We start from the raw sequence: 15,947 nt of genomic DNA on the forward strand, positions 1-15,947 counted from the left end.
GCTAGCGCGATCAGTTGAAATAGATGGTAATAAAAACCACGACTGCTATCAGCCCCTTTGATTCCGGTAACGCCGATCCCCGTCTCGATGAGGGAGAGGAGATAGGGCTCAAGCGCCTAAGTTTCGACTCTGTGGGCGCGCAAGAGCAAGTTGGTTCCCAAGTCCTCTTGGGCTGCCCAAAAGGCGCAAATCCACCACGAAACCTCGTCTTGGCGATAAATGCCACAGGTGAAAGGATAAGGTTGCAAAATATTCGCCATCTGCGCTAAGGCCGGAACTTCCGCCATGTAGTCGGCCCACACTTGGGGATCCAAGGCTTCGTAGGTGAAATCGGAAGGAAAGAATGTGCAACTGGATTCCAGGCTGGGCCGGTTGGTCAGCAACAATTGAGCAGGATCTGAGGATTCACAGCCCAAGCGATCCCCGATCTGAAAGGTCAGTTGAAACAGGCGGTTAATCAGATCAAATTGCTCAGGGCTCATAAGTTCAGAATTCCTAACTTTCAGATTGGGATGGGCGTTAGAGTTGACAGGTGCGACGGCTGCGCTCCATTTCAGGCTCGATCCAAGAGAGGGCAAAATGGCTTACACAGGGCAACTGCGGAAAGCGGCGGGCCAGCTCTGCCATTTGCACTTCTAGGCTGGGGCGCTGTCGTTGCGACTGTCCCCATAGGCCGGCGATGGCCGGACAAACGAAGGTTTGGGGAGAAGCTACGGCCAAAACCTGCTCCACCTGCTGGGCTACACAAGTGGCATCCTCACACCTGGCATAGGACATTGGGTGCCATTCCATATCCGGATCAAAGCGATCCCAGGGTTGTAGTCGAGCGTCGAATCCTTCTCCTACTGCCTGGTTGCCTTCTGGGAAGAAGACAGCCCCCGCCGGGATCCCCAGCCTCTGGACGGGTTGGGCGACTTGCCGTAGATAATCGAGCACCCCATAGCGGGCAAACTCGACGCTGAGCTGCCAAAGCTGCTGCTGCCAGCGTTCTTGGCGAAGAGCGGCCCTGGGAGTCGGGGTGGGATCCCCCAATGGCTGCGGTGACTCCAATGAGTTGATGGAGGACAAATCTCCGCTCCGCTGCTCAGTTGCTGTGCTGTCTCTCTGGGCACCCCGATCCAAAAGCTCTAGGGAAAGCACCTGCTGAGGATTGGGCCAGGGATCCCCTGGCTGACGCCATCTGGGTTCCTCGGCGTAGGCGGCATCCAACTGCTGCACATCCCTCACCGTCACGTAGCCCTGGCTCAAATAGCGCTCCAGCAGCGCCCGACCCGCTGGATTTTCTGCCAAATCGAGGTAGGCTTTCCGAGCGGCCTCTCCGTGAATCCACAAGTCTCGGACGGTGGCCGCCACGCTGGATCCCCCTGAGCCACGCGGATAGCGAATGTAGTCGAAAAGGATCCCATCCGGCTGTCGCTGTAGGATGCGGCGGACTAACTCGGCAAAATCCCGCCGTGCCAAGGGATGAAAGGGATCCACAAATACCTCGCCAGGACTGCCCAGGTCTTCCGAAAGGGCTGTAGCGGGATCCAAGACGGTGGTGATGCCGCGACCGTTGCGGGCCAGGGCCACCTGTCGATCGGGCCGTTGTCCGTAGCTGTAACCGAAATTGAGGGAAAACACCCAGGCATAGGCAGATAAGCCGCGGCGTCGTGCCGCCTTCAGAGCCAGATCCAACAAGTCGGCGTTGGGCTGTAAGCTGGGCCAGATCCCCCCTGCGCCATCCGGCAAAATAGAGCGGCCATCGTAAAAGGTCTCGATAAAGACGCGGTTGTAGCCCAGGTTCACTACTTGGTCGAATACCTGATCCAACACGCCCGGATTGGCATCACAAGGGTGCAGACGTACCCAAATGGCCTGGATCTGGGGCCAGCGTTGGCTGCGGCAGGCAATCAAGGCGGCACGATGCTCGTCCAAAATCTGCGCGTATTCGGCCCAGGCGACATCTGACCGGTTGGCCTGTTGGCGCAGTTGAGACTTGCGGGCCACTTCCGCAGGCGGTTGCTGACAGAAGGCATTGAGCAGGGATCCCGCCGGTTCCTGGCTGCCCTGAAGCCGAGAACCAGAGCCCGGGAAAAGAAAACGGCCCGGCCCCAGAAATTGGGCATGGGCTGCGATCCCCCATCCCAGCAATATCAGTGCGCCTAGCACACCCGCAAGCCAGCGGATCCCTTGGTTTTTCGGCAGTCTCAGCACCCTCAACCTCCACCGAGAATGGCCCCGATCGTACTCTTCTCCTGCCCAGAGAGCGGCTATTGGAAAAAAACAGCCGCCTGTGCCCAGACTGGCGCAATCCCTTGGTCGATCTCTACCTTAAGTCCGAGTGGTAGGGGGTTGCTCTTCGGTTTTGCCCCTTCCGCCACTGTGACCGTCAGCCAGGCTCTCATGGGGATCTCGCCAAAAGGCATAGATTAGCGCTTATGATTTAGTAGTAAACCTTTAGCTTTTCTTGATGTCCATGAAGGCCATTACCTTGCACCAACTGCAAATCTTCGAGGTTGCCGCCCGCCACCTGAGCTTTACCCGCGCTGCCGAAGAGCTCTACCTGACCCAACCCACGATTTCCATGCAGATCAAGCAATTGAGCAAAGCCGTGGGGTTACCGCTGTTTGAACAGGTGGGCAAGCGGCTGTATCTCACCGAAGCGGGGCAAGCTTTACACCAAACCTGCGAGAAGATTTTTGAACAATTGAATCAATTCGAGATGACCCTTGCCGACCTGAAGGGGCTAAAGCAGGGACGGCTGAGCATTGGAGTGGTCACCACTGCCAAATACTTTATTCCCCGTCTTCTGGGGCCATTTTGTCAGCAGTATCCCGGCATCGACGTAGCTCTCAAGGTGATCAACCGCCAGCAGGTTTTGGAGCGGATGAGCAACAACATGGACGATCTCTACGTGATGGGGATGCCGCCAGAAGATCTGGACGTGGTGGCACAACCTTTTCTGGAAAATCCCTTGGTGGTGATGGCCCCCATTCATCATCCGCTGGTGGGCCAAAAGGGGATCCCTCTGGCGCGCATTGCCCAAGAACCTTTTTTGGCCCGTGAACCCGGCTCCGGCACCCGCATGGCTGTAGAGCGGCTCTTCGACAAGCATAACCTGAAACTCAACATCCGCATGGAGATAGGCAGCAGCGAAGCCATTCGCCAGGGCATTGTGGGTGGATTGGGCATTTCGGTTTTGTCTCAGCATGTGTTGGCCTTGGGGGGGTGGCAGCATCATCTGGCTATTTTGGATGTGGAAGAGTTTCCCATTCGGGGGTTCTGGTATTTGGTCTATTTGCGCTCTAAGCGTCTTTCGGTGGTGGCCAAAGCTTTTGCCGACTTTCTTCTTTCCCAGGTTTCTCAAATGGAGCTGGACTTTGTGGCTAAAGAGCAGCACAAATCCAATTCAAATCCCAATCCAAATCCGCTTTCCGGCAAAGAGGCTGAAGCACAGCCGAGAGCTCTTGCCGCAACCCCCGGATCCCCTCAAAGTCGTGAGTGAACAATACTCGCAAAAACCCCAGGTAAGCCCGCGCCCACTCGTCTTCCGGATCCAGCTCGACGATCTGTTGAAAATGCAACTGAGCTGCTTCTGGTTGTAACAGCACCGCCAACAGCAAGCCCAGTTGGTAGTGGCTTTGGATTTGCTGGCTCGGTTGGCCTTGGGCAGCAGCCTGTTGCCGTTCCCCCTCCAGCAGTTGCCGTACCAGGATGCGATCTGGATCCGTCAAAAAAGTCGGGTATTGCAGGGTTGTCCAGGCATTGAGATAAAGGGAGAGGGCCTGCAGATCCCCAGCGGCAGCAGCTCTGGCCGCCTCGCGGAGAGGAAACAAGGGATCCGTTACAAGGGGGGATCCCTCCTTCGGGAAGCTCGACAGGGATCCTCTCCAGGGTTGGCGTAGGGAATGGCGGGTCCCTTTGGGCAACTGCCATTCCAGGTGGAGAAGGCCACCTCTTGGGAAGTCGGTTGTGGGCAGCGTCAAGATCTCTTCCACCAGCCAGCCGCCTGTTGAGTTGAGCTGCAGGCGATTCTGCCCCAGCACCCAGGCCCGCTTCTCCAAAACCCGTCCTTGCCCATCTTCCAGCCGCGCCCAAACCAGCGTCTGGGCCAAGTTCTGAGCTGGGCCTTGCCAGCGTAACTTCCAGGCGGGGATCCCCAGCTCCGACAGCGCCTCAACCTCCACCAGCTCCACCTCCCCAGCTTCCAGAGGCCACTTCTGCACCGTCACTCTTGGCATGCGAGGGAAGTAGGTGTGCAGCCGACCCAAGGTAGGCAACTCCACCGCCGGATCTTGTCGCCAGTCTGGGCTGCTGCGCAGGTGCTGCCGGATCTGCTCCTTAGTCGGGCCATAGGGGCCGATAATCCCCTGTTCCCCTTCCGCATCCACAAACCCATCCAGCAAGGAGAGCTCCAACTCCGGCCAGGGGGTTTGCCCGGCAGCGCGGAACGTGACCGGCCAGCGCTGGAGAGCTGCTAAGTAGGTGAGGGTTTCGGAAGAGATCAGCTCTGTATTGGGGAGAACTCCCAACGTGGTGGTCAAGCCTGGCTGGATCAAGGATTGGATCCACTGCGTCAGCTCCTGTGTGGGGTGCTGCCCCTGCCAATGCATTTGGATCCCCGTCCACAGAGGGGCCACCCCTGGGGTGAGGGGCCGACCCAAATTGGCCAAGGCCAAGCAGCCCAGAACTAGCCCTGCACAGACTCCCCTTTGCAAAGCCCACGCACCCCAGCGTTCCTCCAACCACCGGCAAGCCTTTTGGATCCCGCCTGCTGATAACACCGCCAAGAGGGGCAGCAAAGGTAGGGTGAAGCGCACATCTTTGATGTCCACCAGGGTGTAGAGAAGGTAGCCCGAACCGTAGGTGGCCCACAAGACTGCCTCTCGCCTGTCCAGGGATCCCCACCCGCTCAGCAGCGGCAACCCACACAGAAAAGGGCTCATCTGCAGGGGCAGAAAGCGCAAGTAGGTGGTCCACCAGCACAGGGATCCCGCTGGGCAAGTGATGTAGTAGTGGGCAGTCTCGGCGTAAGCCCAGCCATTGCTGAGCACAAACAGCCAATTGGCCCTGTACCAAGGCCAGCACAAAAGCAGCGCCACGCCCATGCCCAAGGTCAGATGGGCCAGCCGCACCAACCAAGGGATCCCTTTCCACCACCCCACCGCTTTCCCAGAGCGCCAGAGGGCCTGACCTGCAACTCCCACCAAAGGCAGCAGCAAAAACAGCACCCCTGTCCACTTGGTGAGCAGCACCGCCGCCACCCCCGCCCCCACCCCCACCGCACCCCACCAGGAAGGCTTCTCCCCATAGGCCCACAGCGCCCAAAACGCCAGCGTCACCGCCACCACCAGCGGCAACTCCAACATGTACACGTGGGCCAAAGCCGTGATCCCCGGATAGAGGAGCAGCAGCGCCGCCGCCAGCCAGCCCACTTCCCCAGAGCGATAGACCCGCTGTCCCAGCCGCTGCGTTGCCAGAACCAGCACCCCCAGCAACCCCAAGTTGAGCAACTGCCCGTCCGCCCGGCTGAAGGGATGCAGAGCCGCCAAGGGGATCCCCAGCCAATAGGCCAAAGGGGGGTAGCGCTGGTTCAAATGCAAAAACTGCTGCCCCCACAGCCCATCCCAGCGAAACCGCTGCAGGTGAAGCCCAAAAGCCTGCGCCTGCAACAAATGCTGCGCCTCATCCCACGCCGGCGGCAAGGGATCCGTGCAGTTCCAGATCACCAGCAGCAGCAGGGCCACCATCCCCAGCCCGGCCCACCACCGCAGGAAAGGGATCCCCGGCCTGTGGGGTCTCTCCGGCAATGTCTCTCTCTCCTCGTCTGTACCGTTCATGCTTTGAAAACAATCCGCAGAGATTCAGCAGACATTGGGATCCCTTGCAACTGCCACCTGGCCTTGCCCCCCAGAGCTAAACTCAACCTGTGTCATTCTCAGCGCTCCTCCCATAGACCGAGAGCTTCAGCATCCCATGATCGCTCCATCTGCCGGCCCAGAAGGGGTTTGGATCCTTGCGGATCAACTCCACCCACAGCAATCCGCCCTCGCTTCCCTATCAACCCTATCCCCAGACCGAGTTCCGGTCATTCTCATCGAATCCCACACCTGGGCCAGCTCCCGCAACCACCATCAGCAGAAACTGGTGCTGGTCTGGTCGGCCATGCGCCACTTTGCCCAAGAACTGCAACAGCGGGGCTACCCAGTCACCTACGTGGAAGCCGACAGCTATGCCGAGCCCCTGCAAACCTGGGCCAAGCAACATCAACTGCAGCAGATCCGCCTCATGCAGCCCGCCGATATTCCCGTCCGAGATGAAATAGAAAAGCTGAGATCCACCCTCCCTTGCCCCCTCCTGATCTTGGAAAACAACCACTTCCTCTGGAGTACTCGTCAATTTATCGACTGGGCCTCAGGCCGCAAGCGCCTGCTTCTAGAAGACTTTTACCGCGAAGGGCGAAGACGCTTCCGCATTCTCATGGATGGCCCCAAGCCCCTAGGCGGGCGCTGGAACTACGACCGGGAGAACCGCCATCCTCCCAAACCGGGAATGCGCTATCCTCGGCCCCTCACCTTTTCCCCCGATGCCATTACCCAGGCTGTCATCGCAAAAGTTAAGCAACACTACGGCCATCACTTCGGATCCTTAGAAGGATTTGGCTGGGCCGTCACCCGCGCCCAAGCCCTGCAAGTGCTTGATCATTTCATTCACGAGCGCCTGCCCCACTTCGGCCCCTGGCAAGACGCCATGCAAGCCGGGGAAGACTTCCTTTTCCACTCGCTGCTTTCTCCCTACCTCAACTTGGGCCTGCTCACCCCCCACGAAGTCATCGCTGCCGTCGAACAAGCCTCCCATCGCGGCGGGATCCCCCTGCCCTCCGCCGAAGGCTTCATCCGCCAGATCCTGGGCTGGCGGGAGTACATGCGCGGCTTCTACGAATACCAAATGCCCAACGGCTATGCCCAGAACAACTTTTTTGGCCACCAGCGACCCCTGCCAGAGTTTTTTTGGACGGGCAAAACCGACATGGCCTGTCTGCAGCACACCCTGGATCAAATTCGCCGTCATGGTTATGCCCACCACATCCAGCGGCTAATGGTTCTCAGCAATTTCGCCCTCATCAGTGGCATTCAGCCCCAGGCAGTAGAAGCGTGGTTTCAGGATGTGTTTATCGACAGCTACGACTGGGTGATGCAGCCCAACGTCATCGGCATGGGCCTTTTTGCCGATGGGGGCATGCTCTCCACCAAACCCTATGCCGCCTCTGCTCAGTACATCCGCAAAATGAGTGACTACTGCCGCCATTGCCGCTACAATCCCAGCGAAAAGGTTGGCAAACAAGCCTGCCCCATCAATACGTTGTATTGGGACTTCCTGTTGCGTCAGCGATCCCTCTTAGCCCCCTTGGGCAGAATGAAATGGGTATTGATCCATTTGGATCGCATGGAACCGGAGCTGAAGGCCCAGATCCAGGCGCAAGCCGCTGCTTGGTGGGATCCCTTGCAATCTGCACTCGACGAACAGAGTCCATCTCATTTGCAATCTGTCTAAGCACCAGAAGATTAAGCATCCGGTAAAATTGAGGCACCCTCCTACCCACCTGTCGCTTTGTAAGGACTGCAAGCCATGAAATGTCCCCGCTGCAGCAAACAAGAAATCCGAGTTTTGGAATCTCGTTCGGCAGAAGGTGGCCAGAGTGTGCGGCGGCGGCGAGAATGCATGTCCTGTGGCTACCGCTTCACCACCTATGAGCGCATCGAGTTCATGCCCATCATGGTCATTAAACGGGATGGATCCCGCGAAAGTTTCAACCGCAACAAGATCCTGCAAGGGGTGATGCGTGCCTGCCAAAAAACCCCCGTCACCGTCAGACAGATGGAAGAGCTGGTCAATGAGATCGAAGAAAAACTGCAATTGGAAGATGCCCAAGAGGTAACCAGCCTGCGCATCGGCGAGATGGTGCTGGAGCGCCTGCAACACCTAAGTGAGGTGGCCTACGTGCGCTTTGCCTCCGTTTATCGCCAGTTTCAGGGTATAAAAGACTTTGTCAATGAGCTGGAACAGTTGGAACCACCTCTGCGACGGGATCTGGAGCGGCTGCTGCAGGACTCCTCTGCCTCAAATTCCGAATCTCCTGGTTCTCCAGACTTGGTGGGAGAGTATTCGTGACGTGGGAACGACAGCGCAAGCCGGCCCTCCCTGGAAGCAGCGGGGAAATGGCGCTTGTGGGCCGGAAAAATTACTGTGAAGGGATCGCCCATTCCAAAGGCTTAGCGGTATGCTTGGGGTAGTAATTGCGGCTTACACTAAAGCTAGAGCTGCACGCCTTTAGATTGCCGGTGTTCAGCACTATCCTTGGAGATCCCTGATATCTTGGATCCCTCTGTGTCAAGCTGTCCCAGCCCCCTGTCCTTCCGAGTCGATCCCAATCTATGCAATACGGTTTTCGGGGTTCTAGCCCCTCTGGCGCTCGCAACAGCAACAGTAACCCCAGTGGCTTTCGCTCCCCTGCCGCAATGGAGACGGGGCCAGGGGTGGTGCCGATTCAGGTGTATCAACAAGTGGCCGAAGAGTTGGAGTCTGCCCGTCAGCAGGTAAGCCTGCTTTCCTCGGAAAACCAGCACCTGCGCGCTCTGCATCAGCAGTTGTCTGGAGAGCTCGCTGCCATCACCCGAGAGTTCCAGGGGCAATTGGGCCACACCCTGAAGCGCCTGCAGCAAATCAGCCTACGGCTTGCTGACGCAAATGGCCAGGCTGCCCAAGTTGCTGCAGCTTCTGAAGCCTCTTTCCAACAGAACAGCCCGACTGCCAATCCCGGCCAACCGGAAGCCCCTCCCAGCTACGATTTTTTGAATCGCCTCAAGCGCCGACAGGCCCGCAACGAGACCCCCTCCTTCTCATCCAACGGCTTTGCCCCGTCCTCCTTTGATTCCCTTCGCCACCCTTCCACCCACACCTCTGCCGAGCCCTACCCCCGCACTGGCTACCAGGTTCCTTCCCTGGACGAGTTGATGCAGGATAGGGGCGGCCCGGATCCCTATCTCGGTGAAGCAGACTCCTCGGCCTATTCCGCCGGCATTTATCAGCGGGTACGGGAGCAACATCACGGATCACAGGGCTCTGCCGTACTTTGGATGGCTGCTGCAGTCGTCTTGGTCGTCGGATCGTTTGGGTTGGGATTTGTAGCCGTGCAGCCCTTTTTGCGCAACAACCCACCGTCCGTGCAGGCACCCTAAGAGCTGTTCACAGGATGCCCCAAAACTTGCTAGGTTCTGTTGGTCTTTATATTTGTATATTTGAGCCAGAAGAGAGCACCTGGGAAGTCGAGAAAGCTCAAGAAGTTCCTGGCCAACTTGTCAAAACGAGAAAACAAATGCCGATACTGCTTCAGCTTCTGAAAAAAGCACTCTACTGGGTGCCTCTCTCTGTAAACATGCCGGTCGTAATCTTGCACCACCCTCCTCTTCTTCCTAGAAGGAATCACCACCCGACTCTCCCCTATCCTCTGCGTAAATCGATGGGAATCCTATCCTCTATCCCCTATCACTTTCGTGTGTTCTTCTTGCCAGCTGTATCCACCTCGACTCCTGCCCAAGGCTTGCTCCCCTTTGGCTGCGCAGGGGTGAGCACGAACGATGGTTGAGTCCAGGACAAGATGCTCTCAATCGGGTTCTGTGATGAAGAACTGAAACATTCTCTCCCAGACTCCCAAGCGACTCCAGCGATGGAATCTTGGGTAAATGGTGTACCACTTTCCACATCTTTCCGGGAGGGATCGATGCGGATGGCGAGACTCGAACTCGCAAGGCAAAGCCACACGCCCCTCAAACGTGCGCGTATACCAATTCCGCCACATCCGCTTCCGAGCCTAACCATCATAGCGACAGAAGGGTGGAGTTGTTAAGGGCATTGGCCATTTTGCAGCCGACGGCTTGTCCTGCCTTGTTGACATACTCCCCATGCCTGAAAGTTAATCCTCTGTCCAGAAACGCTCGGAAAGATACTTGTCAGCCCCGTCGCAAAAGATGGTCACCACCACTCCAGAGGAGAGCTGACGGGCCACCTCTAGGGCTGCCACCACATTGGCCCCGGCAGAGATGCCCACCAGCAAGCCTTCCTCTAAAGCCAAGCGCTTAACCATTTTCTGGGCTGCTTCTGTGGAGATCTCGATGTGCTGGCCGGGTAGGGTGGGATCGTAAATCTCAGGTTTTAGAGCGGTGGCCATGTGCTTGAGCCCTTCCAGGCCATGGAAGGGAGAGTCGGGCTGCATGGCAATGATTTGGATATCCGGGCGATACTCTCGCAGGCGCCGCCCCACCCCCATACAGGTGCCGCTGGTGCCTAGCCCGGTAACAAAATGGGTGACCTGCCCCTGGGTTTGCTCCCAAATCTCCACCCCAGTGGTTTCGTAGTGGGCTTGCCAGTTGGCGGGGTTGCTGTACTGGTCAGGGTAGAAATAAAGCTCGGGGTTTTCCGCATAGAGGGCGCGGGCTTTCTCGATGGCCCCATCGGATCCCAGAGCGGGATCCGTCAGAACCAAGTCCACGCCATAGGCAGCCAGGATCTTCTTGCGCTCTGGGCTGGCGTTGGCGGGAAGGGCCAGCTTGACTTTGTAGCCCAAGGCCGCCCCGATCCAGGCATAGGCGATGCCGGTGTTACCGCTGGTGGCATCGAGGATGATCTTGCCGGGGGTAAGCTTGCCCTGGCGTTCGCCAGCGCGAATCATGTTGAGGGCCGGGCGATCCTTGACTGAACCCCCAGGGTTGTACCACTCTGCCTTGCCATATACCCGTACCGATTCCGGCAAATCGGCAGCAACCCGCCGCAGACGGATCAGCGGCGTCCCCCCCACCAGCTCAATAGGGCTATCCACAGCAGGGAGCAACGGGCGAGAAGAAAATGCAGTCGGATACAAGGGGGATCCCTCGCTAGACAGGCATCGGCTGGACAACCATTGCTCATCTTACCCCGGTCTTTCCGGCCTCTTGGGAGCTTTTTAGTTTCCCCCTCCTGCCCAAGTTCTGGCTAGGCTCCAAGTAGGCTCTAAGATGGGGGTAGAAAAGTGGGATTTTCCCACAGCGGGGTGACGCGGAGGGGCATGGCAGAAATTGGGATTGTGACTGCCCAACAGTTCGACCGGCGACGGGGCCAGATCCATGTCTACGACGGCGAGGGCAAAGGCAAGTCTCAGGCGGCCCTGGGGGTTGTGCTGCGTTCGATTGGCTTGGGGATCGAAAAGGCGGCCCCCAGCCGGGTGTTGCTGGTGCGGTTTCTCAAGGGGCCAGGCCGAACCTATGCTGAGGATGCGGCCATTGCGGCTCTGCAGCGAGGCTTCCCCCATCTCATCGATCAATTGCGCACCGGGCGGGGAGAGTTTTTCGGCCCAGATGAGATCACCAAGTTTGACCGTCAGGAGGCCCGCCGCGGTTGGGATGTGGCCAAAGGGGCTTTGGCGTCGGGGTTTTACTCGGTGGTGGTGCTGGATGAGCTCAACCCGGTGCTGGATCTGGGCCTGTTGCCTGTGGAGGAGGTGGTCAGTACCCTCAAGCAAAAGCCGGAGGCCATGGAGGTGATCATCACCGGGCGCGGCGCTCCCAAGGAAATTATCGACCTGGCGGATTTGCATTCGGAAATGCGCAGCCTGCGTCGGACGGCGGATCCCCGCAACGGCGAGCTTCCTTCCAGCGGCATCGAGATCTACACCGGCAACGGCAAGGGAAAATCCACCAGCGCTCTGGGTCGGGCTCTGCAAGCCATTGGGCGCGGCATCAGCAAGGATCTCTCCCATCGCGTGCTGATCATGCAATGGCTGAAGGGGGGAACAGGCTACACCGAGGATGCAGCCATTCGGGCCTTGCGGGAAAGCTACCCCGATTTGGTGGATCACCAGCGCTGCGGTCGGGATGCCATTGTCTGGCGGGGCAAACAACAGGAAATCGACTATGTAGAAGCGGAGCGGGGCTGGGAGTTGGCGCGGGCGGCCATTGCTTCCGGCCTGTACAAAACCATCATCCTGGATGAGCTGAACCCGACAGTGGATCTGGAGCTGTTGGACGTGGAGCCGATTGTGCAGGCTTTGCTGCGCAAGCCGCGCGATACGGAGATCATCATCACGGGGCGCTGCCATGCCCCCTTACCTTACTTTGAGTTGGCCTCTGTCCACTCGGAAATGGTGAGCCACAAGCACTATGCCGAGCAGGGGGCCGATCTGCGGCGCGGGGTGGACTACTGATGGGATCCTTGCTGCTACACAACGCTGTCGCGACTGCAGCGGTTGGGCAACCTTTGCCCTCGGCCAGATCTGATCTCTCTTGGCCACCGGATCCCAGGATGCTGGCCCAGTTGTTGCTTACCCTTTTCCAGACGGAAGTGTGGGTGGAGGGAGGGGAGCGTGTTCCTGCTGGCCCGCTGGTGGTGGTGAGCAATCACCGCAGTTTTCTGGATGCACCGGTGCTGATCGCGGGGTTGGACCGACCGATTCGCTTTGCCTGCCATTACTACCTGGCTCAGGTGCCGCTGCTGCGGGAAATCGCCCTGGCTTTGGACTGCATTCCCCTCAAGCAGGGATCCCGACAGCAAATCCATTTTTTTCGCCAGGCGCAGGCCAGTTTGGCAGCGGGGGTGGGTGTGGGGATCTTCCCAGAAGGGGCGGAGCAGATCACCCGTGAGACCTCGCCTGGGGAGGTGGGGCGGTTTCAGCCGGGTTTTGCCCACCTGGCGCTGGCGGCAGCGGTGGATCCCTTGCCGATTCTGCCGGTGGCGGTGTGGGCGCAGGAAGAATGGCGGGGAGTAGATATTCCTATGGCTTTTTTCCGCTGGTTTGACCCCACTGAACCCCGATTTCAACAGGAAGGGGGACATCCGGTGGTGTTGTATCGGCGGGTGGTGCTCAGGGTGGGATCCCCCCTTTGGGTGGGCAGGAAGCAGCGCCAGGGATCCCGACGCGAGCGAATGCAGGTCATTCAAGAGCTAACTGCAGCGGCCCGAGAACAGGTGCGATTGGGATTGGCAGAGCAATGAGGAAGTTGAGTGGCGAGCCGGCAACGGGAGCGGTCGGTCAGGAGCGGCCCCTGCTGCTGTATTTGCCCGGTATGGATGGCACAGGTACGTTGTTTTACCGGCAGGCGCAGGCTCTGCAGCGGGAGTTTCGCATTCGCCCCCTGAGTTTGAACCACCCGGAAGCGGGGGATAGCTGGGAAACCCTGGCCGATTGGGTGGGATCCCAGCTAGAAGCGGGGGCGTACTTGTGTGGAGAATCCTTTGGGGCCTGCCTGGCCTTGTTGGTGGCCGCCCAATGGCCGGAACGGTGCCGTGGCCTCATTTTGGTCAATCCAGCCTCGTCGCTGCGACGTAGGCCCTGGTGGTGGGCAGGACATGTTCTCTTGCCCTTTTTGCCGCCGGCGCTCTATCACCAGTTGTCGGAGCGAGGGTTGGGGGCTTTGGCGGAGCTCAGCCAAATGGAGCCGCCGGATCGGGAGCGGCTGCGCCAGGCGGTTCACAGTGTTGAGCCCACAGTGGCTGCCCAGCGCTTGGCTTTGCTGGGATCCTTTGTTGTGGAGAAGCTGCCTCTGGAGTTGATGACCATGCCGACTTTGCTGGTGGCAGGGGGCCGGGATCGCCTCTTGCCCTCGGTGCAGGAGGTGGGCCGACTGGCGGAACGGCTGCCCCAAGCACAGATAGAGATCTCTCCCCAGAGCGGCCATGCTTGTCTGCTGGAGCGGCAGATGAACCTGCGGCGTTACCTGCTCAAGCCAGGTGGCCTTTTCACCCCCCTGCTGCTCAATTCTGCTTCGGCCCGTTGAGCATGGAGAGGGATCCCCACAGATCTTCTATCCGCTCTGGGCCGGAGCTCTCCTTCCCCTCTCGATCCAGCCAAAGGGCTCGCAAGCCTGCTGCTTTTGCCCCCTGATAATCGTCGCGGCGGCTGTCGCCGATGTGGCCGGCGGCTGCGGGGGGGATCCCGTGGGCTGCCAGGGCAGCTTGGAAGATGCGGGGATGGGGCTTGGCATAGCCCACTTGGGTGGAGAGGGTGAGGCTGGAAAAGTAGGGATCCAACTGCAACTGCTGTAGCACTCTGGGCAAGCGGCTGTCGAAGTTGGAGATCACCCCCAGCCGGATCCCTTCCTGCTGCAGGGCCCGCAAAACCGGCAGCGTCTCGGGATACAGCTCCCAAGGATCCGCCCCGGCAAAGTGCTCAAACAGTTGGGTGAAGAAGTCCTCAAACCGGTGCTCTCCGAAGGCAGCCAGGGATCCCACCCGGGCAAAAGTCTCCCGCACCACCTGGCGCCACCAGGTCCGCTCCCACTCCCGCAAAGGGGATCCCGTCAACCCTGGGCAGGCCGGGGCTGGAGCCCGGGCAAAAACTCGGCCAAAAGCGCGATCCAAGGCCTGGGGATCCACCCTTACCCCATACTCCGCTGCCACCTGGCTGTAAACCTGGCCCACGCTGCCCCGCACCCGAAACAAAGTGCCCACAGCGTCGAAAAAGAGCACCCTCAGCCTCACGACTGCCCCTCGTAGCGCGCGTAGGCATCGACAATCCGCTGCACCAGAGGGTGGCGCACCACATCCCGCTGGTCGAAGTAGCAAAAGGCAACCCCCTCCACCCCTGCCAGAATGCGCTCCGCGGCGGCCAAGCCCGACGTGCGATGTTTGCCCAGATCCGTTTGGGTGAGATCCCCGGTAACCACCATGCGCGACCGGAACCCCAGCCGCGTGAGGGCCATCTTCATCTGCTCGGGGGTGGTGTTCTGGGCTTCGTCCAAAATGATGAAGGCATTGCTCAAAGTACGGCCTCGCATATAGGCCAGCGGCGCCACCTCGATCACCCCCTGCTCCATCAACTGCGGCAGCTTGGCCGGGTCAATAAACTCGAACAGGGCATCGTAAAGGGGCCGCAGATAGGGATCCACCTTTTCCACCAGATCCCCCGGCAAAAACCCCAGTTTTTCTCCCGCTTCCACAGCCGGGCGAGTCAAGATCAGGCGCTCATACTCTCGGTTTTGCAGAGCCGTGATGGCCACAACGGCAGCCAGATAGGTTTTGCCGGTACCCGCCGGCCCGATGCCAAAGCAGAGGTCATGGGCGCGAATGGCTCGCACATACTCCTGTTGGCGGGGCGTCTTCGGTCGGATGAGCTCCCCTTTGCGGGTGCGGGCCAAAACTCCTGCTTGTGCTTGCTGATAGGCGGCAGCCTCCTGGCCGGAGAGGGCGCGAAAAGCTTGCTCTGCATCGATCACAGTAACAGGGTGTCCAGTTTGCCAAAGCGGCTTCAGCAATTCTAGCCATTGCCGCACCTGCTGCCGCTGTTGAGGAGTGCCTTTCAGATACAGGTCTTGTCCGCGCAGCGTTACAGAGGCACCGCTGGAGCGACTGATCCACCTCAAGTTGGCCTCCTGAATGCCCGCCAAAGACATGGCCTGTTGAGGATTGGACAGAGAGATGACTTCGAAATCAGAAGAGAGGGAAGTAGGGTTGTCGTGCATGCCGTGGGCGCCGGGCACCCTGGGAGACCTGTAGGGGTGATCTTACCAAAAACGCTTGTCAGGGCGCTCTGGGCTGTGGAAAGCCGCTGCAGAGCCCAGGGGTCGAGCGCAAGAGTGCTTAACAGGGGATTACACCATTAATGTGTTCCAAAATACAAGCTTCTGGAAGATCTGCAGCAAACCTGGATTTGGGTTCCGGCCTTCATTGGCAGCCGAGTCACAGGGAATTAACAACTCCCTAAGGTTCCCTAAAAAAGTATTGCAAAGGGCTATCTTTTCGGGAATAGCTCTTATTCATCAAGTAACGTTGATCTATCTGCTAAAGGAGCTTGAACTCCCAGTCTCTCGTCGGTCGGGCAAGAGCTTGAGGTTTTCAACTCCGTTGGTCATCGTGCATCTGACATTCTCCATCCAGCAGCAGGGATGTGGATGGGGGTCTCTTACTACCTTTCCGTAGACACATTTTTGGGATCCCTG

Annotated in this window: 13 protein-coding genes, 1 tRNA gene and 1 pseudogene; 7 read left to right on the top strand and 8 right to left on the bottom strand. The window is 58.8% G+C overall.

Annotation, left to right across the window (positions count from 1 at the left end; translation table 11 throughout):
• Positions 1 to 116: 116 nt before the first annotated feature.
• Complete coding sequence (locus NW838_RS14365) at positions 117 to 482, bottom strand: hypothetical protein (protein WP_011433539.1); 366 nt, start codon at positions 480 to 482, stop codon at positions 117 to 119.
• A 37-nt stretch (positions 483 to 519) separates the two neighbouring features.
• Positions 520 to 2,196, bottom strand: a complete 1,677-nt coding sequence (locus tag NW838_RS14370) for a hypothetical protein (RefSeq protein WP_414428268.1) — start codon at positions 2,194 to 2,196, stop codon at positions 520 to 522.
• A 262-nt stretch (positions 2,197 to 2,458) separates the two neighbouring features.
• On the opposite strand from NW838_RS14370, the gene NW838_RS14375 reads away from it, so the two are divergent.
• On the top strand, positions 2,459 to 3,487 hold the full coding sequence (locus NW838_RS14375; RefSeq protein ID WP_414428276.1) for a LysR substrate-binding domain-containing protein: 1,029 nt from the start codon (positions 2,459 to 2,461) through the stop codon (positions 3,485 to 3,487).
• Here NW838_RS14375 and NW838_RS14380 read toward each other — a convergent pair.
• Positions 3,369 to 5,822, bottom strand: coding sequence for an ArnT family glycosyltransferase (locus NW838_RS14380; RefSeq protein WP_414428269.1), 2,454 nt, complete (start codon positions 5,820 to 5,822; stop codon positions 3,369 to 3,371). The two genes, NW838_RS14375 and NW838_RS14380, sit on opposite strands and share 119 nt — an antisense overlap.
• A 136-nt stretch (positions 5,823 to 5,958) precedes the next feature.
• Here NW838_RS14380 and NW838_RS14385 point away from each other — a divergent pair, with 136 nt between their 5' ends.
• The 3 genes from NW838_RS14385 (at position 5,959) to NW838_RS14395 (ending at position 9,221) form a co-directional block, all read left to right on the top strand.
• The gene (locus NW838_RS14385; RefSeq protein ID WP_414428270.1) at positions 5,959 to 7,536 is read left to right on the top strand and encodes a cryptochrome/photolyase family protein; all 1,578 of its coding nucleotides are present in this window, start codon (positions 5,959 to 5,961) and stop codon (positions 7,534 to 7,536) included.
• Positions 7,537 to 7,611: 75 nt separating this feature from the next.
• Positions 7,612 to 8,154 (top strand): transcriptional regulator NrdR, encoded by a 543-nt coding sequence (gene nrdR, locus NW838_RS14390; RefSeq protein WP_414328718.1) that lies wholly within the window; start codon positions 7,612 to 7,614, stop codon positions 8,152 to 8,154.
• A 263-nt stretch (positions 8,155 to 8,417) separates the two neighbouring features.
• Positions 8,418 to 9,221, top strand: coding sequence for a hypothetical protein (locus NW838_RS14395; RefSeq protein ID WP_414428271.1), 804 nt, complete (start codon positions 8,418 to 8,420; stop codon positions 9,219 to 9,221).
• Positions 9,222 to 9,250: 29 nt separating this feature from the next.
• On the opposite strand, the pseudogene NW838_RS14400 reads toward NW838_RS14395, so the two are convergent.
• From NW838_RS14400 to NW838_RS14410, 3 genes and pseudogenes are all read right to left on the bottom strand, one after another.
• Positions 9,251 to 9,769, bottom strand: a pseudogene (locus tag NW838_RS14400) (IS5/IS1182 family transposase); the annotation flags it as partial.
• Positions 9,765 to 9,845, bottom strand: a tRNA-Leu gene (locus NW838_RS14405). The pseudogene NW838_RS14400 and the gene NW838_RS14405, both read right to left, overlap by 5 nt.
• Positions 9,846 to 9,955: 110 nt before the next feature.
• Positions 9,956 to 10,900: a PLP-dependent cysteine synthase family protein gene (locus NW838_RS14410; protein ID WP_414358191.1), complete on the bottom strand. Its 945-nt coding sequence runs from the start codon at positions 10,898 to 10,900 to the stop codon at positions 9,956 to 9,958.
• Positions 10,901 to 11,083: 183 nt separating this feature from the next.
• Between NW838_RS14410 and NW838_RS14415 the strand changes: the two genes are divergently transcribed.
• The 3 genes from NW838_RS14415 (at position 11,084) to NW838_RS14425 (ending at position 13,787) form a co-directional block, all read left to right on the top strand.
• Entirely contained in the window at positions 11,084 to 12,217 is a 1,134-nt protein-coding gene (locus tag NW838_RS14415; protein WP_414428272.1) for a cob(I)yrinic acid a,c-diamide adenosyltransferase, read from the top strand.
• A 98-nt stretch (positions 12,218 to 12,315) separates the two neighbouring features.
• Positions 12,316 to 13,005 carry a lysophospholipid acyltransferase family protein gene (locus tag NW838_RS14420; RefSeq protein ID WP_414428273.1) on the top strand — a complete coding sequence of 230 codons (690 nt, stop codon included), beginning with the start codon at positions 12,316 to 12,318 and terminating at the stop codon, positions 13,003 to 13,005.
• Entirely contained in the window at positions 13,002 to 13,787 is a 786-nt protein-coding gene (locus NW838_RS14425; RefSeq protein WP_414358199.1) for an alpha/beta fold hydrolase, read from the top strand. The genes NW838_RS14420 and NW838_RS14425 overlap by 4 nt, the downstream gene beginning before the upstream one ends.
• On the opposite strand, the gene NW838_RS14430 is transcribed toward NW838_RS14425, so the two are convergent.
• Positions 13,765 to 14,490 (bottom strand): HAD-IA family hydrolase, encoded by a 726-nt coding sequence (locus NW838_RS14430; protein WP_414428274.1) that lies wholly within the window; start codon positions 14,488 to 14,490, stop codon positions 13,765 to 13,767. The genes NW838_RS14425 and NW838_RS14430 overlap by 23 nt on opposite strands.
• Positions 14,487 to 15,470: a PhoH family protein gene (locus NW838_RS14435; RefSeq protein ID WP_414428275.1), complete on the bottom strand. Its 984-nt coding sequence runs from the start codon at positions 15,468 to 15,470 to the stop codon at positions 14,487 to 14,489. Before NW838_RS14435 ends, NW838_RS14430 begins: the two co-directional genes overlap by 4 nt.
• Between the last annotated feature and the right edge of the window lie 477 nt (positions 15,471 to 15,947).

Source organism: Synechococcus sp. R55.2 (assembly GCF_047462075.1).
Lineage (GTDB): Bacteria > Cyanobacteriota > Cyanobacteriia > Thermostichales > Thermostichaceae > Thermostichus.